Annotated in this window: 15 protein-coding genes and 1 pseudogene; 6 read left to right on the forward strand and 10 right to left on the reverse strand. The window is 59.9% G+C overall.

Annotated features, from left to right (window positions below; all coding sequences use genetic code 11):
* Nucleotides 1–5: 5 nt before the first annotated feature.
* Nucleotides 6–938: a sigma 54-interacting transcriptional regulator gene (locus ACZ9BE_RS25570; RefSeq protein ID WP_095181118.1), complete on the forward strand. Its 933-nt coding sequence runs from the start codon at nucleotides 6–8 to the stop codon at nucleotides 936–938.
* Nucleotides 939–1,105: 167 nt separating this feature from the next.
* Nucleotides 1,106–1,903, forward strand: coding sequence for a MetQ/NlpA family ABC transporter substrate-binding protein (locus ACZ9BE_RS25575; RefSeq protein WP_041477458.1), 798 nt, complete (start codon nucleotides 1,106–1,108; stop codon nucleotides 1,901–1,903).
* A gap of 830 nt (nucleotides 1,904–2,733) precedes the next feature.
* On the opposite strand, the gene ACZ9BE_RS25580 is transcribed toward ACZ9BE_RS25575, so the two are convergent.
* Entirely contained in the window at nucleotides 2,734–3,894 is a 1,161-nt protein-coding gene (locus tag ACZ9BE_RS25580; RefSeq protein WP_375122972.1) for an AAA family ATPase, read from the reverse strand.
* Between the two features lie 146 nt (nucleotides 3,895–4,040).
* On the opposite strand from ACZ9BE_RS25580, the gene ACZ9BE_RS25585 reads away from it, so the two are divergent.
* Genes ACZ9BE_RS25585 through ACZ9BE_RS25595 form a run of 3 tightly spaced genes read left to right on the forward strand, consistent with a single transcriptional unit; the run spans nucleotide 4,041 to nucleotide 9,255 of the window.
* Nucleotides 4,041–5,144, forward strand: coding sequence for an efflux RND transporter periplasmic adaptor subunit (locus ACZ9BE_RS25585; RefSeq protein WP_056787047.1), 1,104 nt, complete (start codon nucleotides 4,041–4,043; stop codon nucleotides 5,142–5,144).
* Nucleotides 5,141–6,205, forward strand: a complete 1,065-nt coding sequence (locus tag ACZ9BE_RS25590; RefSeq protein WP_041477460.1) for an efflux RND transporter periplasmic adaptor subunit — start codon at nucleotides 5,141–5,143, stop codon at nucleotides 6,203–6,205. Before ACZ9BE_RS25585 ends, ACZ9BE_RS25590 begins: the two co-directional genes overlap by 4 nt.
* Nucleotides 6,202–9,255, forward strand: coding sequence for an efflux RND transporter permease subunit (locus ACZ9BE_RS25595; protein ID WP_460059764.1), 3,054 nt, complete (start codon nucleotides 6,202–6,204; stop codon nucleotides 9,253–9,255). Before ACZ9BE_RS25590 ends, ACZ9BE_RS25595 begins: the two co-directional genes overlap by 4 nt.
* 90 nt (nucleotides 9,256–9,345) lie before the next feature.
* Here the strand turns inward: ACZ9BE_RS25595 and ACZ9BE_RS25600 are convergent, their stop codons facing one another.
* Entirely contained in the window at nucleotides 9,346–9,975 is a 630-nt protein-coding gene (locus tag ACZ9BE_RS25600) for a class I SAM-dependent methyltransferase (RefSeq protein ID WP_056787053.1), read from the reverse strand.
* A gap of 105 nt (nucleotides 9,976–10,080) precedes the next feature.
* The gene (locus tag ACZ9BE_RS25605) at nucleotides 10,081–10,437 is read right to left on the reverse strand and encodes a DUF6124 family protein (protein WP_041477463.1); all 357 of its coding nucleotides are present in this window, start codon (nucleotides 10,435–10,437) and stop codon (nucleotides 10,081–10,083) included.
* Nucleotides 10,438–10,894: 457 nt separating this feature from the next.
* Between ACZ9BE_RS25605 and ACZ9BE_RS25610 the strand changes: the two genes are divergently transcribed.
* Nucleotides 10,895–13,702, forward strand: a complete 2,808-nt coding sequence (locus ACZ9BE_RS25610) for an RHS repeat domain-containing protein (protein WP_476250077.1) — start codon at nucleotides 10,895–10,897, stop codon at nucleotides 13,700–13,702.
* A 77-nt stretch (nucleotides 13,703–13,779) separates the two neighbouring features.
* Here the strand turns inward: ACZ9BE_RS25610 and ACZ9BE_RS25615 are convergent, their stop codons facing one another.
* The 7 genes and pseudogenes from ACZ9BE_RS25615 to ACZ9BE_RS25645 form a co-directional block, all read right to left on the reverse strand.
* Complete coding sequence (locus ACZ9BE_RS25615) at nucleotides 13,780–14,424, reverse strand: methionine ABC transporter permease (protein ID WP_016772208.1); 645 nt, start codon at nucleotides 14,422–14,424, stop codon at nucleotides 13,780–13,782.
* The gene (locus ACZ9BE_RS25620) at nucleotides 14,414–15,535 is read right to left on the reverse strand and encodes a methionine ABC transporter ATP-binding protein (protein ID WP_236168237.1); all 1,122 of its coding nucleotides are present in this window, start codon (nucleotides 15,533–15,535) and stop codon (nucleotides 14,414–14,416) included. Before ACZ9BE_RS25620 ends, ACZ9BE_RS25615 begins: the two co-directional genes overlap by 11 nt.
* Before the next feature lie 2 nt (nucleotides 15,536–15,537).
* Entirely contained in the window at nucleotides 15,538–16,347 is an 810-nt protein-coding gene (locus ACZ9BE_RS25625) for a MetQ/NlpA family ABC transporter substrate-binding protein (RefSeq protein ID WP_252887119.1), read from the reverse strand.
* 85 nt (nucleotides 16,348–16,432) lie between these two features.
* A complete protein-coding gene (locus ACZ9BE_RS25630) occupies nucleotides 16,433–17,824 on the reverse strand; it encodes an LLM class flavin-dependent oxidoreductase (RefSeq protein ID WP_476250078.1) in 1,392 nt (463 codons plus the stop codon).
* A complete protein-coding gene (locus ACZ9BE_RS25635) occupies nucleotides 17,824–19,017 on the reverse strand; it encodes an SfnB family sulfur acquisition oxidoreductase (protein ID WP_252877237.1) in 1,194 nt (397 codons plus the stop codon). The genes ACZ9BE_RS25630 and ACZ9BE_RS25635 overlap by 1 nt, the downstream gene beginning before the upstream one ends.
* 27 nt (nucleotides 19,018–19,044) lie before the next feature.
* Nucleotides 19,045–20,288: pseudogene (locus tag ACZ9BE_RS25640) on the reverse strand (SfnB family sulfur acquisition oxidoreductase).
* 264 nt (nucleotides 20,289–20,552) lie between these two features.
* A complete protein-coding gene (locus ACZ9BE_RS25645) occupies nucleotides 20,553–21,317 on the reverse strand; it encodes a hypothetical protein (RefSeq protein WP_252877239.1) in 765 nt (254 codons plus the stop codon).
* Between the last annotated feature and the right edge of the window lie 231 nt (nucleotides 21,318–21,548).

The following is a 21,548-nucleotide window of genomic DNA, read 5'->3' on the forward strand; positions in this document are numbered from 1 at the left end:
CTACCATGAGTTTTGAAACCTTCGGTCAGCCCTTGCTGACCTTTCCCGATGCGGAAAAGAGCCCCCTGAGCATTCGCGCCAAGGCGCTGGTGTTCGTCGACCCACGCTCGCGGCAATTGCGCGAGGAGTTGGAGCAGTTGGCTCCCCGTTCGATTTCAGTGTTGATTCGCGGTGAGACTGGCACCGGTAAAGAGCTGCTCGCCCGGCATATCCATCGCGCCAGTGACCGCAGCGGTCTGTTCGTTTCGGTGAACTGCGGCGCGATCAGCCCGACCTACGCCGACGCCGAACTGTTCGGCTACGCCGCCGGCAGCTACAGCGGTTCGGCCAGCAGCCGCGCCGGCTGGTTCGGTTCGGCCAACGGCGGCACCTTGTACCTGGATGAGATCGGCGATTTGCCGCTGCCGATTCAGGTCAAGCTGCTCGCGGCGCTGGAAAATCACGAAGTCACCCGCGTCGGTGCGCATCAGCCGAGCCCCGTGGATGTGCGTCTGGTGGCGGCGACCAGCATCGATCTGGCCCAGGCCGTGGACGCCGGGAAATTTCACGAGCGGCTCTATCACTATCTCAGCGAGGGTCATCTGGAGCTGCCGGCGTTGCGCGCGCGGACCGGCGACATCCTCTCGCTGGCCGAGTATTTCCTTGGCATCTACAGCCAGCGTCTGGACCTGCCCGTGCCGCTGATCAGCGAAGCCGCGCAACATGTGCTCGAACAACACGGCTGGCCGGGCAACACCCGCGAACTGGAAAACGTCATCCACTTCGCTCTGCTGGTCAGCACCGGCGACGAGATCCTGCCGGAACATCTGAACCTGCCTGACGCGTCTGCGCCGCAGGTTCAGATCGAACGTCTGGTGAGGCAGACCCACATCGGCGGTAGCAGTGCAGAGCGTAAGGCCTTGAAAGATTGGCTGATTCGCTTGAGCGAGGCGGTATAAGCATTTTCTTCAGCATGAACAAAATGGAATATGAAGCTGAATAAACGTTATTGTCCGGGAATAAAAAATCCGGGTATTGTCCGCCTCACGCCAGCGATATCACTTCACTGGCACACGTATTAAATGCCGTCGTCGATGACGATCGTGATTTTCGATAAGGACACTGCATGAAAAAGGTTCTGTTGTTTACCGCATTGGCGGCTGCGCTGACGGCTTCTTTCGCCAACGCCGGCGAGAAACTGGTGGTTGCCGCAACGCCGGTGCCCCACGCTGAAATCCTTGAGCTGATCAAACCGACCCTGGCCAAAGAAGGCGTCGATCTGGAAATCAAGGTCTTCACCGACTACGTGCAGCCGAACGTACAGGTTGGCGAGAAGCGTCTGGACGCCAACTACTTCCAGACCAAGCCGTATCTGGACAGCTTCAACCAGGGCAAATACAAGGATGACAAATCCAAGTACCTGGTGACCGTGCAGGGCGTACACGTTGAACCGTTCGGTGGCTACTCGAGCAAGTACAAAACCTTGGCTGAACTGCCGGATGGCGCCACCATCGCCATCCCCAACGAAGGCAGCAACAGCGGCCGTGCGCTGATCCTGCTGCAGAAGGCCGGTCTGATCGAACTGAAAGATCCGAAAAACGCTCTGGCAACGCCGAAAGACATCGCCAAGAACCCGCACAACTTCAAGTTCAAGGAACTGGAATCGGCGCTGCTGCCGCGCGTGCTGAAAGAAGTTGATCTGGACATGATCAATACCAACTACGCGCTGGAAGCCAAGCTCAACCCGCAGAAAGATGCGCTGGTGATTGAAGGCGCTGACTCGCCATACGTGAACTTCCTGGTGGCCCGTGAGGACAACAAGAACAGTGACGCGATCCAGAAACTGGCCAAGGCCCTGACCAGCCCGGAAGTCAAAGCCTTCATCGAGAAGAAGTACAGCGGCGCGGTATTGCCGGCGTTCTGATCTGACGCTTGAGTGAATCCGCTTCAGACGTGAAAACGCCGATGGCCAGTGATGGTCATCGGCGTTTTTGTGTGTCTTGAAAAGCCCCTCACCCTAGCCCTCTCCCAGAGGGAGAGGGGACCGATTGGGGGATGCTGTAGAGGCCCGCCGACCTGTTCGTGCGTCGCTGAATCCATAATCGACTCGGTTCGTCAGGTCGATGTACGACGAAAGACACCACGGTCGGCCCCCTCTCCCTTCGGGAGAGGGTTGGGGTGAGGGGCTTTCGACTTACGCTGTAGTCTTCAACGCCCGGCGCAACGCCCTGAGCAATTTCACAATGTCCTGCGGATCCAGCCGCTGCGGCACTTTTACGTCCATGTTGTTCTTCCTTGTGGTGGATGGGCCGGAGAGTCTGGCCAAAAGCTGTGGGTCCTTGGAGGTCTTTCCTGAAAAAAAGATCCGTCCTACAGCGCAAGGAAAAATAGCCGTCTTATTCCTTCCCGGCAAACCCGCAGAATAATGTTTAAGCGAGATGAATGTGGGCAGCCCAGATGGGCTAAGCAAAATTCGGTCACCCAATATGTGCGCAAAGAGCTGAGTGATGACACCCGGCCTGAGAGTGTGATTGGTGAAGGGGGCAAGTGGTTGGGGTGATTGCCCGTTGGATCAGCGGTGAGGCTCGCCCCTCACCCCAGCCCTCTCCCAAGGGAGAGGGAGCCGATGTCTGGGCTTTTCAAAATCAGGTTCGACTTCAGGCTTTCAGGTCGGCGTAACTCTCGCAAACAACTCGGTGAAGTCCCCTCTCCCTCTGGGAGAGGGTTAGGGTGAGGGGCTTTTCGCTGGCACCCTCAATCCGGCCACTGCCACGCCGGCTCATCCAGCACCCGCTGCCCGACAATCCCGGTCTGCCCCAGCGTCTTCTCCAGCACGATGCAATTGCATTCCGGGTCTTCCTGCAACGCCGAGATCAATCGTCGCGCATGTGACACCACCCACACCTGACACTGCTCCGAAGCGCGAATGATCAGCCGCGCCAGCGCCGGCAGCAGGTCCGGGTGCAGGCTGGTTTCCGGTTCGTTGAGCACCATCAGCGATGGCGGTCGTGGGGTCAGCAGGGCGGCGATCAGCAGCAGATAACGCAAAGTGCCGTCCGACAGTTCTGCCGCTGACAGCGGTCGCAACAAGCCTTCCTGATAAAACTCGATAGCGAAACGGCCACCGGCCAACAGTGCGATATTCAGCCGCGCGCCGGGAAACGCATCGCTGATCGCCGCGCTCAATGCTTGCGGATCGCCAATCTCGATAATGGTCTGCAAGGCTGCCGCCAGATCACGGCCGTCGTGGTGCAGGACGGGCGTGCGCGTGCCCAGTTGCGGCTGACGCACCGGTGCGTCGGCATCGCTGCGAAAGTGATCATAAAAGCGCCAGCGCCGGATGAATTCGCGCATCTGAAACACTTCCGGCGAGCTGCGCAGATTGCCGACCTGATCGAACAGGCTGTCGAAGTTCGGCGTGTGTTGCGCCAGCACATCCCAGGCGCGACCTTCGCGGGCGCGGATCATCGGGCCGTTGCGGTCGACCAGCAGGCTTGCCGGGCGAAACACCGGGCCGGCCCAGATGCACTCACGCTTGATTTCCGGGTCGAGGGAAAAGCATGAAGTGCTCGGCTCCGGCAGGCCCAGGCCGATGGCGTAACTGAAATCCTCGCCGGCGAATCCCAGGCGCAACCTTTTCACGCCGTGGCGCACCGTCGGCTCGATCGCCACCTCACCGTTGCGCATGCGCCGGCTGATGGTTTCCGGCCCGGCCCAGAACGTCGATTCCAGCCCGCCCTCACGCGCCAGTGCATTGACCACACCGCCCTGGGCGGTTTCCGCCAGCAGGCGCAAGGCGCGGTAGAGGTTGGACTTGCCGCTGCCGTTTGGCCCGGTAATCAGGTTCAGGCGCCCGAGCGGAATCACCAGTTTGTTGATCGAGCGGTAGTTGGCCACCGCCAGGGTGTTGAGCATGAAATCCTTCTCCGGGTCACTGCGATACGCGGGCAGCATACCTTTAATGAGATAAATCTGGTGTTGGCGTCCGCAACCGTGGAACCCTGTTCTAAGCTCTGAAGTCGTATCGTCTCGACAGCAGCATTTAAGGCCAAGGAGTGTGCATGGCGGGTCCCGGATTGAAAGTGCTGATGGCCGTGAGCGCCATGGCGTTGCTCACCGCTTGCGGCGACAAGAAGCCTGCTGAGGAATACTTGCCACGGGTCTTTGTGCAAGAGGTCGAACCGGCCAACTACGCCGCAGCGGTGACCCTTACCGGTGATGTGCAGGCGCGGGTGCAGACCCAGCTGTCATTTCGCGTCGGCGGCAAAATCATCCAGCGCATGGTCGATGTCGGCGACCGCGTCACGGCCAAGCAGGTGCTGGCCAAACTCGATCCGAAAGATCTGCAGACCAACGTCGATTCCGCTCAGGCCCAGGTCGTCGCCGAACAGGCCCGCGTGAAGCAAGCGGCAGCCGCTTTCGTGCGTCAGCAAAAACTCCTGCCCAAGGGCTACACCAGCCAGAGCGAATACGATTCGGCACAAGCCGCGCTGCGCAGCAGTCAGAGCGCATTGAGCGCGGCGCAGGCGCAGCTGGCCAACGCCAAGGACCAGCTCGGCTACACCGCGCTGATCGCCGATGCACCCGGGGTGATCACCGAGCGCCAGGCCGAAGTCGGCCAGGTGGTGCAGGCCACCGCGCCGATTTTCAGTCTAGCCCGCGATGGCGACCGCGACGCGGTATTCAATGTCTACGAATCGCTGCTGGCCGAGCGTCCGTCCGATCGTTCGATCGTGGTCAGCCTGCTCGACAATCCCGAGATCAAGACCACCGGCACCGTGCGTGAGATCACGCCATCGGTGTCTGCGCAATCGGGCACCGTGCAGGTCAAGGTCAGCCTCGACAAGCTGCCGCCGGGCATGCAACTCGGTTCTGTGGTCAGCGCCACCGCCAAAGGCACCGGCAAATCAGCTGTGGAACTGCCTTGGTCGGCGCTGACAAAAAACATCAGCGACCCGGCGGTGTGGCTGGTCGATGACAAAGGCGAAGCGCAGTTGCACACGGTCACGGTCGGTCGCTACCTGACCGGCAAAGTGATCATCAGCGAAGGTCTCAAGGGCGGCGAGAAAGTCATTGTCGCCGGCGGCCAGTTGCTGCACCCCGGCATGAAAGTCGAGATTGCCGAAAACACCTACAAGGATCTGCAACCGGGAGCGCAGCCATGAAGCGCCTCGGACTGTTGTGCATGGCGCTGCTGCTGGGCGCCTGCTCGGAAAAGGAAACCCCGCCGGAACCGGTACGCCCGGTGCTGTCGGTCACGGTCAAAGCGCTCAACGAAGAAAGCCTCGGACGCTTTGCCGGCAGCATTCAGGCGCGTTACGAGAGCAACACCGGTTTCCGCGTCGGTGGACGCATCGCCAGTCGCAACGTCGATGTCGGCGCCGAGGTGCAGAAGGGCACCTTGCTCGCCACCCTTGATCCGTCCGATCAGCAGAACCAGTTGCGCTCGGCCCAGGGCGATCTGGCGCGGATCCAGGCGCAGCTGATCAACGCGCAGGCCAATGCACGCCGTCAGCAAGCGCTGTTCGATCGCGGCGTCGGAGCGCAGGCGCAACTGGACGTCGCCAATACCGACCTGAAAACCACCCAGGCCTCACTCGATCAGGCCCGCGCGGCGGTCAGCCAAAGCAAGGATCAACTGAGTTACACCGAGCTGCGCTCCGATCACAAAGCCGTGGTCACCGCGTGGAACGCCGAAGCCGGGCAAGTGGTAACTGCCGGCCAACAGGTGGTGACGCTGGCGCAGCCGGACATCAAGGAAGCGGTGATCGATCTGCCCGATACGCTGGTCGATCAGTTGCCCAGCGACGTGGTGTTCTCGGTGGCCGCGCAACTCGACCCGAGCATCAACACCACGGCGATCATCCGCGAGATCGAACCCCAGGCGCAAAGCGCCACGCGCACCCGCCGCGCGCGCCTGACCCTGTCGGATACGCCGGACGGTTTCCGCCTCGGCACCGCGATCAGCGTGACCCTCAGCTCGGCGATCAAGCCCCGCATCGAACTGCCGGTGACGGCGTTGCAGGAAGCCGACGGTAAAACCCGGATCTGGGTCATCGACACGCAGAATAAAACCGTCAACCCGCGCGACGTCAGCGTGGTCAGCCGTGGCGACAACAGCGTGGTGCTGGCCGGTGGCGTGCAAAACGGCGAGCGCGTGGTCAGCGCCGGCGTCAACAGTCTCAAACCCGGACAATCGGTAAAACTTGACGAGGACAGTCAATGAAAGGCTCTTTCAACCTCTCCGAATGGGCCTTGAAGCACCAGTCATTCGTCTGGTACCTGATGTTCGTCGGGCTGCTGATGGGGGTGTTCTCCTACTTCAATCTCGGCCGCGAAGAAGACCCGTCATTCACCATCAAGACCATGGTGATCCAGACCAAATGGCCGGGCGCGACCCAGGAAGAAACCCTCAAGCAGGTCACCGACCGCATCGAAAAAAAACTCGAAGAGCTCGATTCCCTCGATTACGTGAAAAGCTACACCCGCCCCGGCGAGTCGACGGTGTACGTGTACCTGCGCGACACCACCAGCGCTGAGGACATTCCGCAAATCTGGTACCAGGTGCGCAAGAAGATCGACGACATTCGCGGCCAGTTTCCCCAGGGCATTCAGGGGCCGGGGTTCAACGATGAGTTCGGTGACGTGTACGGCTCGGTCTACGCCTTCACCGCCGACGGCCTGACCATGCGTCAGTTGCGCGATTACGTGGAACAGGCGCGCGCCGAAATACGCAGCGTGCCGGGGCTGGGCAAGATCGAAATGGTCGGCCAGCAGGACGAAACGATTTACCTGAATTTCTCCACGCGCAAACTCGCCGCACTGGGTATCGACCAGCGCCAGGTGGTGCAGAGCCTGCAATCGCAGAACGCAGTGACTCCGGCCGGGGTGATCGAGGCGGGGCCGGAGCGGATCTCCGTGCGCACCTCGGGCCAGTTCGAATCGGAGAAAGATCTGGCCGAGGTCAATCTCAAACTCAACGATCGCTTCTATCGTCTGGCCGACATCGCCGAGATCAGCCGTGGCTACGTCGATCCGGCGACACCGGAATTCCGCTTCGACGGCAAACCGGCGATCGGCCTGGCGATTGCCATGCAGAAGGGTGGCAACGTTCAGGAATTCGGTAAAGCGCTGCATGAGCGCATCGACCAGCTCACCGCAGATTTGCCGGTCGGCGTCGGCGTGCACACCGTTTCCGATCAGGCGGTGGTGGTGGAAGAGGCCGTCGGCGGTTTCACCAGCGCGCTGTTCGAAGCGGTCATCATCGTGCTGGTGGTGAGTTTCATCAGCCTCGGCGTGCGCGCTGGTCTGGTGGTGGCCTGCTCGATTCCGCTGGTGCTGGCCATGGTCTTCGTGTTCATGGAGTACAGCGGCATCACCATGCAGCGGATTTCCCTCGGCGCATTGATCATTGCCCTCGGTCTGCTGGTGGACGACGCGATGATCACCGTAGAGATGATGGTCACGCGCCTGGAAATGGGCGAGAGCAAGGAGCAGGCGGCGACGTTCGCCTACACCTCGACCGCATTCCCGATGCTCACCGGTACGCTGGTGACCGTCGCCGGTTTTGTGCCCATTGGCCTCAATGCCAGTTCGGCGGGTGAATACACCTTCACGCTGTTCGCGGTGATCGCCGTGGCGATGATCGTCTCGTGGGTGGTCGCGGTGTTCTTCGCACCAGTGATCGGCGTGCACATTCTCAGTGACAAGGTGAAGGCCCACGATGCCGAGCCGGGTCGCGTCGGCCGGGCGTTCAACGGCGGCCTGTTGTGGGCCATGCGCAATCGTTGGTGGGCGATCGGCGTCACCGTGCTGTTGTTCGTGCTGGCGGTGTTCTGCATGCGTTTCGTGCAGAACCAGTTCTTCCCCGCTTCCGACCGCCCGGAAATTCTGGTCGACCTGAACCTGCCGCAAAACGCCTCCATCGACGAAACCCGCAAAGCGGTGGACAAGCTCGAAGCGACGCTCAAGGGCGATCCGGACATCGTGCGCTGGAGCACTTACATCGGTCAGGGCGCGATCCGTTTCTACCTGCCGCTGGACCAGCAATTACAGAACCCGTACTACGCGCAGCTGGTGATCGTCAGCAAGGACTTCGAGGCCCGCGAGGCGTTGAGTCAGCGCCTGCGTGAGCGCCTGCACAAGGACTTCGTCGGCATCGGCAGCTACGTGCAGGCCCTGGAAATGGGCCCGCCCGTGGGGCGTCCGATTCAGTATCGAGTCAGCGGCAAAGATGTTGATCAGGTGCGCAAACACGCCATCGACCTGGCCACCGAACTGGACAAGAACCCGCACATCGGCGAAATCATTTACGACTGGAACGAGCCGGGCAAAGTCCTGCGCATCGACATCGCCCAGGACAAGGCGCGGCAACTCGGGCTGTCCTCAGAAGACGTCGCCAACCTGATGAACAGCATTGTCAGCGGCTCGCCGTTGACCCAGGTCGATGACGATATCTACCTGATCAACGTGGTCGGTCGCGCGGTGGATTCCGAGCGCGGCACGCCGGAAACCCTGCAGAACCTGCAGATCGTCACGCCGAGCGGCACCTCGATTCCGCTGCTGGCGTTCGCCACCGTGCGCTATGAACTGGAACAACCGCTGGTCTGGCGTCGCGACCGCTTGCCGACCATTACCATCAAGGCCTCGGTGCGCGACGAGATTCAGCCGACCGATCTGGTGAAACTGCTCAAGCCGTCGATCGATGCTTTTGCCTCGAAACTGCCGGTCGGCTACAAGGTCGCCACCGGCGGCACGGTCGAGGAAAGCGGCAAGGCCCAAGGGCCGATTGCCAAGGTGTTGCCGCTGATGCTGTTCCTCATGGCGACGTTCCTGATGATTCAGTTGCACAGCGTGCAGAAGATGTTCCTGGTCGCCAGTGTGGCGCCGCTGGGGTTGATAGGCGTGGTCCTGGCGCTGGTGCCGACCGGCACGCCGATGGGCTTCGTGGCGATCCTGGGGATTCTCGCGCTGATCGGCATCATCATCCGCAACTCGGTGATTCTGGTGACGCAGATCGATGAGTTCGAGCAGAAAGGCTATGCGCCGTGGGACGCGGTGGTCGAAGCCACCGAACACCGGCGCCGACCGATCCTGCTGACCGCAGCGGCAGCGAGCATGGGCATGATCCCGATCGCCCGCGAAGTTTTCTGGGGACCGATGGCCTACGCAATGATCGGCGGGATTGTCGTGGCGACGCTGCTGACGCTGCTGTTCCTGCCGGCGCTGTATGTGGCCTGGTACAAGATTCGCGAGCCTGAAAAAGAATCTTCCTGAAGCAAAAGCAAAAGATCGCAGCCTTCGGCAGCGCCTACAGGGAAACGCATTCCAACGTAGGAGCTGCCGAAGGCTGCGATCTTTTGATCTTCAATCAACTCGACGCCACACGCTCGCCAGCCACGGCTGCTGTTCGCGCGGCAAGCCCGCAGGCCGGTAATAATGCTCCAGCTCGACAAACCCCGCCGCCGTCAGCAACCCGCGCCAGGCCTCGAGATCGTGATACGAGCCGTAGCGCGGCCCGTTCCAGCCCTCTTGGTTGTCGCCACGCGGATTGGAACTGAACAGCACGCCACCCGGTTTCAAGGTGCCGTGCAGTTGCCGTAGCACTTGCGGCAACACCTGCAGCGGCACATGAAACAGCACGGCGTTGGCGAAAATGCCGTCGAAGCGCTCGGCCGGCAGATCAAGCTTGAGAAAGTCCTGCTGCCAGACTTCGCAACCGCTGTCTTCGCGGGCCATGCGCGCGAATTCCTGTGAGCCATCAAGGCCGATCGCGACGTGGCCCATGCGCGTGAAGGTTTGCAAATCCCGCCCCGGCCCGCAGCCGAAATCGAGAATCGTGAAAGGTGCTTCACCGTGAATGTGGCGCAGCAAGGCCTCGATATTCTGGCTGACATCGTGGTCGCGAGTGCCTTCACGGAAATCCTCGGCCACCGAGTTGTAGTGACCAAGGGTGGTGGCGGTGATCTGTTCGAGGTCGCTGGGCGTTTGCTTCATGATCGATGCTGTATTGGCGGCGTGAGGGCGGACTATAAGCCTTTTCACCGGCAAAAAAACGCCGCCTGCGCTGGGGCCAGTGCAGGCGGCAATGGGTGCCAGGCTTCAGTGCTGCTTCGCTCCCAGACAATCGATCGAGCGGTCCATCATCGCCTTGGCCATTTCCAGCAGATGCCAGACCGAGAACACCATGGCCCGATCCGCGCCCCCGAGCTGGTCACCGCATTGATGGACGGTCACCGAAGCGCAGCGCAGCAGATCGGCAACATACAGTTGGGCGTCCTCCAGCGTCACATCTTCGCTGATGCTGTAAACGCGTTTCTGTCCCGCCAACGTGACCTGATTGCCGGCCAGATGCGAGTCGACGGCGCGGCACAGTGCAGAGCGATCCTTGAGCAAATCCTCGGTGAACCGCTTGCTTGAGGTAAGGCTGAGTGGCGGATCGGCAAGATTTTTTTCCATGGGTAAACTCCTGACTTCAAGTGGGAGCCAACCATTTCGCGACTAAACGAGCAGGACGGCGGCTGCACGCGGATCAGTCGCCGGCCGGACAACTGAATCCAGTCACCGCAAAACAGTGACGACCGGAGATTAGCTACAGGATATTTCGGGTACAAGCGGGCAAAATATTCTAGGAATCGTCCTGCAAACCCCCGTGGTTCGGGCTGGCGAAACGACAAAAGTGGTGTAGGAAGCATCTGATTTTTGCGAAGGGCGTTGCCTAAGATATCGCGATCACAAGGGCCTGATTGATGGCCACCTGCCGCCATCGACCTTAGCGCTTATTCAGTCCACGCGCCAGCCCGTCTGAATGACCGCATGGGTGCGCAAACCTGAATGCAACTGGTAGTTCTTACAGTATCGGGATGGAGAAAACTGGTTCAGTCTCGGCGTATAGACATCAGGGACTCGCGTAGCCGTGAATACCCGCCATGACACCGCCACTCCGACCTTGTCGGTCATTGACCCGCGCGCACTGGTGGTTCGCAGCGTTGCCTATTGCCGACACCCGGATAAAGCCGACATCGAATCGCGCATCACCCGGCAGATCTTTGATGAGGCGGGGCGTCAGGTAGCGTCGTGGGATCCGCGTTTGTACGGCGTTGCGCCCAAGCCGAATCTGGCCACACTCTACGCATTGAGCGGTCAAGACTTACTCGCAGACAGCGTCGACGCCGGTTGGCAGGTGCGGCTGTTGAATGAAGCGGGCTCGATGTGTTCTGGTTGGGATGCCCGGGGCAGTCAGAGTCACCGCCGATACGATGATCTGCAGCGACCGCTAGCCCTCACCGAGCAGGCGCACGACGGGCAGCCTCACGTGGTCGAGCGCTGGACCTATGCAAAAGCCACCGATGATCACGCACAGCACAACCAGTGCGGTCGACCAATCCGCCACGACGACCCGGCCGGCAATCGGCATTTCGATGGCTACGGCCTCGCTGGCGCAGTGATGGTTGAGTCGCGACGCTTTTTGATCGAGCTCGAGACGCCTGACTGGCCACTCGAACCCGACCGGCGGGATGACTATCTCGAGGAAACAACCTACGTCACCCGGCAGACTTTCACTCCAACCGGCGAGTTGCAGCATCACACCGACGCGGTAGGCAACCTCCGGACCCAGCATTACAACATCGCCGGGCAAGCTTGCGCGACCAGGCTGTTGCAGGCCGGCGAGGGCAGGCAGCCGAAGTGCCTGGTCAGCGCGATTCGCTACAACGCGCAGGGTCAGATCGAAAGCGAAACGGCCGGCAACGGCGTCATCGCCCGCGCCGAATACAGCCGCGATGACGGCCGGTTGCTCAGACTGCTCGCCAGTGTCGGCACGCATCCTCCGTTGCAGGATCTGAATTACGTCTACGATCCGGTGGGCAACATCATCAGCCTGGAAGACAAGACTCAAGCCGTGTCCTGGCTCAACAATCAGCGCATCGATCCGGTCAGTCGGTATCGCTACGACAGCCTTTATCAACTGGTCGAGGCCAGCGGCTGGGAAGTCAGCCAGCCCAGTCATGGCCCGGCCTTGCCGGAGCTGCTGCCAACGCCGCTCGATCCCAATCAACGGCGCAACTACACGCAGAAATTCGACTACGACGCAGCGGGCAACCTGATCACTCGCCACCACAGCGGTGCGCCGGGTTTTTCGATGTACACCTCCCATCGCAGCAACCGAAGCCTGGCGCAGCGCGACGATGGTTCCTTGCCCGGGGAAGCGGAGATAGCGCTGGGATTTGATGCGGCGGGTAATCAGTTGGAGTTGCAACGCGGTCAGGCCATGTACTGGAACGTACGCAATGAGTTAAGCCGGGTTGTGTTGGTGCAGCGTGCGGATGAAAGCGATGACTACGAGTGTTATGGCTACGACGAGCCGGGGCATCGGTTGCGTAAAACGACTGTCAGCCAAGCGTCCGGTCAGACGCTGACGGTAGAAGTTCGTTATCTGCCGGGGCTCGAGATTCATCGCGAAGTCGATGGTGTCGAGCGACATGTCGTCAATGTCGACACCGGGCGCAATCGGGTACGACTGCTGCACTGGCCAAGCGGGGTGGAAGGCGACCAACTGCGTTACAGCCTCAGTGATCATCTTGGTTCCAGCACGCTGGAATTGGATGATGGTGCGGGGATTTTGACTCAGGAGCACTATTACCCGTTTGGTGGCACGGCGTGCTGGGCGGGTAAGAATTCATTGACGGTGAAAAACAAAACGATTCGCTACTCAGGCAAAGAGAGGGATGCGACCGGTCTTTACTATTATGGATATCGTTATTACGCGCCGTGGTTACAACGCTGGACAAGTCCCGATCCTGGCCGAGATATCGATGGAATCAATCTTTACGCAATGCTAGGAAATAGTCCGCTGATTTTCGTTGATGAACAGGGGACGGTCAGAGGTTTGAGTAGCGTTTTGAGCGGCGAAAGTGACGCGGAGCATGCGCGCAGGGCCCATTTCAAATTGCATTTGCTCCCCAGCATCATGGCTAGAAAGGACACGGATAAGAGTTCTGCCATTGGCAAAATTAAAAAGCTGGCGCGCATCCAGAGCGATGTGGCTGCGGATGAATTGCTGGAAGCCGCTGTTGATGTCATATCCAGGGCGAAACTGACTTTCAATATCAATCCGGAAAGCATCCCTGATCTAGAAGGTGATGGCCTCATGAATATGTGGCATCAAGGGGTTAAACCGGGTTTTGCAACGGAGATCCGGGATGGTTTCGAAATGGGCATGTTTGACTATGCTCATTCCCCTTCCAGAATAATAAAAGAGTATGGCTCGCTAGATCATCCGAAATTCAATGGGGATTTCAGGCCTGTTTATGGGGCTTTGAAACTCTCTTCCGGTCTGGCCAGCGCGGGTGGCGCTTCAGCCTATGGGGCTGCTGCCTTCCATCTGAAAGATGAGTCACGTAAATATATGACGTTGACCGGAGTCGACAGCTTTGATCTGAAGCCTTCAATCAATAATCTGGCTTCATTTGGAAATCTGTATCCAGTGTTTCACCAAATGCAATCCAAAACGTGGCAAGTATTGACAAGGATTATGTCGGGTGTCGAAACGGGTCTGGCTTCGCCTGATGAGTATGTGGAGTGGCAATCTCATAACAGCGTGAAGTGGAAAGACATGACGAGTCTGATTTTTCAGACAAGAGAAAACATGGAAAACACGCTTGATCAGGGAAATACCCGGGCTTTTCTGAAAAAAAATTCGATTACTCCAGGTTATGTCGGGTGAACACTCACAGTAGCGCCACCAGTTCGCATCCGATGGTGGGCGCTGGCGTCCCAGCCATCGGAAGCAAAGAGTCTGCTTCACCGCTTGTTCAACCCCCGAGCCAACCGATCCCCACCTAACTGAATCACCGCCACCAGCGCCACTAGCAGGACGATCACCGTCAACATGATCTGGCTGTCGAAGCGCTGATAACCGTAGCGGTAAGCGATATCCCCCAGCCCACCAGCACCAATTGCCCCAGCCATGGCCGACGAATTGATCATCGTCACCAGCGTGATGGTGAAACCGCCGACAATCCCCGGCAGCGCCTCGGGCAGCAGCACATGCCAGACGATATGCCAGCGCCGGCAACCCATGGCCTGCGCGGCTTCGATCAGACCATGATCGACCTCGCGCAGACTCACTTCGGCGATCCGTGCGAAGAAGGGCGTTGCGGCGATTGTCAGCGGTACCACAGCGGCCCACACGCCATAGGTGGTGCCGACGATCAGGCGGGTAAACGGAATCAGCGCAACCATCAGAATCAGGAACGGGATCGAGCGGAACAGATTGACGAAGGCGCCCAGCGCACGGTTCAACAGCGGCGCCTCATAGATCCCGCCCTTGTCACTGGTGACCAGAATCACCGCCATGGGAATCCCCGCCAGCAGCGCGATCAGCGACGACACGCCGACCATCAGGAAAGTGTCGATAAAACCCTGCAGCAAGCGATCAAACCACATAGCCCAATACCTCCACTCGTTGCGCCCATTGCCCGGCGCGTTCGCGCAATTGCCCGGCGCTGAACGCCGAGCCGCTGACGGCCAGCAACAGCTGCCCCAGTGCGTGACCCTGAATCCTTTCCACGCCGCCCTGAAGCAGCTTCACTTGGCCACCCAACGCCGCAAACAACGCGGCCAGATCCGGCTCATCAGCGGCACTGCCGGTGAACTGCAAACGCAACACCACCGCTGCATCAGAAGCCGTGGATTGCGCCTGCAAACGGCTTTGCAATTCTTCCGGCAAGGCGTGTTGCAGCGGCGCGAGCAAGGTCTGGCTGACCTCGTGCTGCGGATTGCCGAACACTTGCCACACCGGGCCTTGCTCGACCGCATGGCCATGCTCAAGCACGACGACGCGATCGCAGATGTCGCGGATCACTGCCATTTCGTGAGTGATCAGCACAATGGTCAGGCCGAGGCGTTTGTTGATCTCGCGCAACAGTCCGAGGATAGACTGAGTGGTCTCCGGATCGAGTGCCGATGTCGCTTCATCGCAGAGCAGAATGTCCGGGTCATGCACCAGCGCGCGGGCGATGCCGACACGCTGCTTCTGCCCGCCGGAGAGTTGTGCCGGGTAGGCCTTGTGCTTGCTTTGCAGGCCGACCAGTTCGAGCAGTTCGCGCACCTTGTTGTCGCGCTGTTCCTTCGGCACGCCGGCGACTTTCAGTGGCAACTCGACGTTCTGCCAGACGGTCTTGGCCGACATCAGATTGAAGTGCTGGAAGATCATGCCGATACGCCGGCGCAGAGCGACGAGACGGTCTTCATCGAACTCGCCGATATCGACCTGATCGATCAGCACGCGTCCTGAAGTCGGCTGTTCCAGGCGATTGATCGTGCGGATCAGCGACGACTTGCCGGCGCCGCTGCGGCCGATGATGCCGAACACTTCACCACGCTGAATCGCCAGGTCGATGCCCTGCAAGGCCGCGACCGGACCTTGCCGGCCGTCGTAGGTTTTGCCCACGCCAATAAAGCGTACGTGGGCGCGATTCAACTCGGGGTGCAGCTCGGTTTTTTCAGCATTGTGTGGCTCTGGAAGCTCCAGTCGCCGTTGGATCGCGGCAGTCATGTTCAGCTTTCCCAACCGGCCTGATAGAGCTTGCCGTGGGCCTTGTCCAGTGCCGCGCGAACGGCCGGCGAATGCTGATAGATGTCGACGAACTTGATCAGGCGCGGGTCGGTTTTGCTCTTCGGCTGGATGACGAACTGGATCACGTATTCCTTGTGATCGAGACCGTCGAACAGCAGCGCCGAGCCGGCATCGAAGGTCTTCGCCAAGCGAATATAGGCTGGATAACCCTGGACCAGATCGGCGTCGTCATAGGCGCGCACCAGCTGCACGGCTTCGACCTGAAGGATCCTGATCTTCTTCGGATTGGCGACGATGTCGTCCTCGGTGGCTTTGTAGCCGACGCCCGGTTTCAGGCTGATCAACCCGGCCTTGGCGAGCAATTGCAAACCGCGTCCGCTGTTGATCGGGTCGTTGGCGATGGCGACGCTGGCGCCTTCGGGCAGCTCATCGAAGCTTTTGTATCGCTTCGAATACAGACCGACGTTGTTAATGATCCCAGGAGCGAATGGCACCAGATCGAAGCCGGACGCGGCTTTGGCGTTTTCCAGGAACGGAATGTGCTGGAAGTAATTCACATCGATGTCGCCAGCGGCGAGGCTGACGTTGGGCGCGATCCAGTCGGTGAATTCCACCAGCTCGACTTTCAGGCCTTGTTTGGAAGCTTCCTCGACGGCGGCTTCCAGCGGGATGGCAAAAGCGGCGGTGGTGCCGATTTTCAGCGGCGCATCCGCAGCGAATACCGCCGAGCTGAACAGGCCGAAGGCCAGAGCCAGTGCTTTGACTGGGTGGGTCAGGATTTTTTTGGTCATGGTGGTTTTTCCAGTCAGTGCATGAATTTTTGCTGTCGGGGAGGGCCTCTTCGCGAGCAGGCTCGCTCCCACAGGGGCACGCATTTCAAATGTGGGAGCGAGCCTGCTCGCGAAGCTTCTGATGCCTGTACGAAGATCCGCTGTGTTGCTCAGGCAATTGCGCCTCACCGTGAAACAACTTCTCGCGTAAGGTCCCGCCCTCATACGCAGTCTTGTACGAGCCGCGCCGCTGCAGCTCGGGAATCACCAGTTCGATGAAATCGACATAGCTTTCCGGGGTGACGATGCGGGTCAGGTTGAAGCCGTCCAGACCGGTCTCGGCGATCCACGATTCGAGTTCATCCGCCACCTGCTCGGGCGAGCCGACCACGGTGATGTAACGACCACCGAGGGCGTGCTGGTCGAGCAATTTGCGCCGGGTCCAGTCGTTGTTCTGCAGGTTTTTCGTCGCCGACTGAATCGCGTTGCTCTTCACGTACTGGATCGGCTCGTCGATGTCGTACTGGGCAAAGTCGATGCCGGTGGACGCGGAAAAATGCGCCACGCCGGCCTCGGCGCTGGCGTAGCTCTGATACTCGGCATGCTTGGCCCACGCCGCTTCTTCGGTGGCGCCGACGATCACATTGAGGCCCATGAACACCTTGATGTCTTGAGGATTGCGCCCGGCTTCGACCGCGCTGGCACGGACCTTGTCGACCTGCACTTTGGTCGATGGTTTGTTCTGGCCGCTGATGAATACGCACTCGGCATGACGCCCGGCGAAGAGCAAGCCGCGATCGGAGCTGCCGGCTTGGAACAATACCGGCGTGCGCTGCGGTGACGGCTCGCAGAGGTGATAACCCTCGACCTGATAGAACTCGCCCTTGTGCTCGACCTTGTGCACTTTTTCCGGATTGGCGTAGATACGCTGCTCGCGGTCGTTGAGCACCGCGCCGTTCTCCCAACTGCCTTCCCAGAGCTTGTACAACACCTGCAGATACTCTTCGGCCTGGTCGTAGCGGCGGTCATGTTCGACCTGTTCGCGCAGGCCCATGGCTTTGGCGGCGCTGTCCAGATAACCGGTGACGATGTTCCAGCCGACCCGGCCGCGACTCAAATGATCGAGCGTCGACATGCGTCGGGCGAACAGATATGGCGGCTCGTAAGTGAGATTGGCGGTCAGGCCGAAGCCGAGGTTTCTGGTGACGGCTGTCATCGCTGAAACCAGTAGCAGCGGATCGTTGACCGGCAACTGGATCGACTCTTTCAGCGTGACGTCCACCGAGTTCTGGTAGACGTCGTAGACGCCGACGATGTCAGCGATGAACAAACCATCGAACAATCCACGCTCAAGCAACTGCGCCAGTTCGGTCCAGTATTCGATCGTGTTGTAGCGGGTCGAAGTGTCGCGCGGATGCGTCCACATGCCGTGATTGATATGGCCGATGCAGTTCATGTTGAACGCATTGAGCAGAATTTTCTTTTTCGCAGCGCTCATCAGATCGTCCCTCGCAGCGGAGGGTTTTCGTCGTTGAGGTAATAATTGCCAACTGCGTGATATTTCCAGCGCACTGGGTCATGCAGGGTATGCACTCGGGCGTTGCGCCAGTGGCGGTCGAGGCCGTGTTCACTCAGCGTCGCCTGGCTGCCGGCCAGTTCGAACAGGGTGCTGCCGGCGGCGAGGGAAATTTCCGTACTGATCGCCCGCGCTTCGGCAACTGCAATCGATGCGGCGGCGACGGTTTCGGCGTTGGTTTCGGCTTGCGCGGCATCGAGGATTTCGCCGGCACGTTCGAGCAAGGCTTCGGTGGCGTGCAACCGAATGCTCAAGTGGCCGAAGCTCTTCAATGTGAGTGGATCTTCGGTGGCCTTGTCGTTGCCGGAATCGATCCACGGACGGGTCTTGCTGCGCACGAAATGCAAGGCATCTTCGAAAGCGGCGCGGGCAATGCCGGTGTCGATGGCGGCGTGGAGAATCTGCGCCAGCGGGCCGACCGTGGTCGGGCGCTCGAAAGCGCTCTGAAACGGCAGCACATCTTCAGCCGCTACATACACATCTTCGAACACCACCGAGCCACTGCCAGTGGTGCGCTGGCCGAAGCCGCTCCAGTCGTCGATCACCGTCAGGCCCTTGCTCTCGCGCGGGACGAAGGCCAGTTGCTGTACGCCGTTTTCATCGACCACCGACGTCGGAATGCGCTGCGCGTAAATCGCCCCGGTCGAGTAGAACTTGCGACCGTTGATGCGATAACCAGCGCCGTCGCGTTTGAGACGGGTGACACGGTCGTGAGCGGTTTTGGTGCCCAGTTCCGCCAGCGCATTGCCGAAGCGTTGACCGGCGAGGACCTCGGCGTACAGACGTTGTTTCTGTTCATCGCTGCCATTCACGCGCAGCACTTCCAGTGCGTAGAAATGGTTCTGCGGAATTTGCCCGAGTGAACCGTCGGCCTGCGCAATCAGGGCGATGACTTTGGCCAGGGTGACGTTGGATACGCCCGCGCCGCCATATTCTTTTGGCACGCTGATGCCCCACAGGCCGGAGCGGGAAAACACTTCGAGCTCGGCCAATGGCAGGCGGCGTTCGCGGTCGCGGATCGCGCTGTCGCGTTTGAAATCTTCGGCCAGGTCGCTGGCGACGATCAGGGCTTGCTCATCGCTGGTGATGAGCGCGACGTGATGGGAAAGCGTCATAGGGGGTTCTCCAGATGACTGGTCGTCTCAGATCCAGGAATGGCGAGCCGGCAAAGTGCCGTTCAGGCGATAGGCGCCGACTGCGTGATATTTCCAGCGCACCGGGTCGTGCAGGGTGTGCACGCGGGCGTTGCGCCAGTGGCGGTCGAGATTGAATTCGGCGAGGGTCGCGCGGCTGCCGGCCAGTTCGAAGAGCTTTTCGCTGGCCAGCAGCGAGATCTCGGTGGTCAGTACTTTTGCTTCAGCCACGGCGATCGAAGCGCGTGCGGCGGATTCGGCAGTCAGCGGCGCGGCGTGGACTTCATCGAGCACTTGCCCGGCCTTGCGCAGCAGCGCTTCTCGGCGGCGTGCAGTTCGATTTTCAGTTTGCCGATATCGGCGATCACGTAGAGGTCATCGCTGGCGCGCTCGACCTTGGCGTCGATCCATGGCCGCGCGCGGGTTTTGACGAAGTCGATGGCGTCGTCGATAGCACCGCGTGCGATGCCGGCGTCGATGGCCGCTTGAATCAGCTGCGACACTGCCCCTTGGGTGTTCGGCTTGTCGTTGATCTTCCAGTTGTCGATGACCAGGCTCGACTCGACGCGCACGTTGTTCAGCAGGATCGTGCCGCTGGCGGTGGTGCGCTGGCCGAAACCCGACCAGTCATCGACGATGCGCAAACCTGGCGTGCCGCGACGGACGAAGGCCAGCACTTGCTTGCCGTCATCGTTGAGCGCTTTCACCGCGACCCAGTGGGCGAACAGGGCGCCGGTGGAATAGAACTTCTGGCCGTTGATCACGTAGTCGTCGCCATCTGCACTGATTCGCGCCTTCAGTTCCAAGGTGTTTTTCGTGCCGCGTTCCGGGCCGGCATTGCCGATGCGCCAACCTTCCAGAACACTCTGGAACAGCTGCTTTTTCTGCGCTTGGGTAGCGGTGCCGAGCACCAGATGGATGATGCCGAACTGGTTTTGCGGAATCTGTCCGAGCGCCGGGTCGGCGGCAGAAATGATCGCGAATACTTCAGCCAATGTGACGAAGGAAACCTGCGGGCCACCGTATTCGCGCGGGATGGCAATGCTGCCCAGACCGCTGCGGGTGAACTGTTCGATTTCCGACCATGGCAGCTTGCGCTGACGGTCGCGTTTGGCCGCCTGCACGCGGGCGGCCTGCGCCAGCTCGTGGGCGGCCTTGATGGCTTGAGCGTCGTTGCGCAGTACTTGCGCGGGCAACAACAGTGGGGCGATGTCCAGATCGGACTGCAGATTCGCATCTGCCAGACTGGACATCAGTGCCGCTCCCTGGCTGCACGCAATGCCCTGGCGATCTGCACTGGGGTGATTGTGTTCCGGACCATACCTACCTCACATCTCATGAAAAACGCCGCGAAGTGCGGCGATTGAAAGAATGTCCGGTGGTCCGGTGCATATACCCTAAGCGTGTATAAAAATTAAATGAACTAACTTTTAGGAATATGCATAGAAGGGTGGATGTTCGGCTTGGTTAACGAGGTTCAGGTGAGAGATAACTGACCTCCCACCCCTGAGCAGGTCTCACTTGGTACGTGATTCGGCGGCCTTGAATTCGGGCTTCAGGTGGACTTTCACGTACGGATTCACGCAACCGATTTTCAGTGTGCGCGGCGGCGCCCATCGCGAATTGTTGCCCACCCGGTCGAGGATGCAGTACGTCACGTCCAGTCGCAGGTCTTCGCCCGCTTCGACAATCACCGCCGGTGGCACCCAGACCTGAATCGGCAGCCCGACGTCGGCCGCAGTGAGCGCCGCCAGATCCATGCGCACATCGCCCCAGCGCAATGTGATGGCGTCGTCTTCGGCCATGTTCAGATAAGGCTCGATAGTCAGCGGCACGCCGCGTTTGATCTGGCTGGGGTTGACGCCCTGGCGGCGAATCGCTTCGGGGATGATCACCGGTGCCAGTTGCTGGTTTTCATCTTCGCAGTGCGCAGCGGGCTGGCCACCCGGGCAATCGAGTTTGACCTGTATCCGCGTCGTTGCCGAAAGCGCGGCGCCCTGGCCGACCTGCATCACGCGGTAGTGAATGCGCGCGGTGCCGTTGGTGATGAAACTCTCCGGCACCCGCAGGCTGACCGACTCGCCCACATCGGCCGCGCTGAGGACTTTTGACGCGACATAGCATTTGTCCCAGAACAGTTCGATCAGATCGCCAACGTCCATGTCGCAGTAGGGCGGCACGTCGATGAGCAGGTGAGCTGCCGTTGCCAGGTTGATGCCGGTTTTTTGTGCGCATGCCAGCGTTGGCGCTGCAAGTTCGGGTGTGTGCGAAGTGCGGGTCATCGGTTTCTCTCCTTGAAGTCTTGCAGCGAAATCCGTTTCTGGAAAACAAAAAAGGCGCGAATCAACTGGCAATAAAAGCGACAAGTATTTGCTCGGTATTAGTGCGGGTTGTTTGAACTAATGGGCGCCGGTTGCCGACTAGATAAAAGTCTGCGGAGAGGGGTGTCAATAGAGGGGATTAGTTAATGCGTAAATTACAAGTTAATCAGAAAGCTCCTACGTCATCGAGGC

The organism is Pseudomonas sp. TE9122, assembly GCF_056278925.1.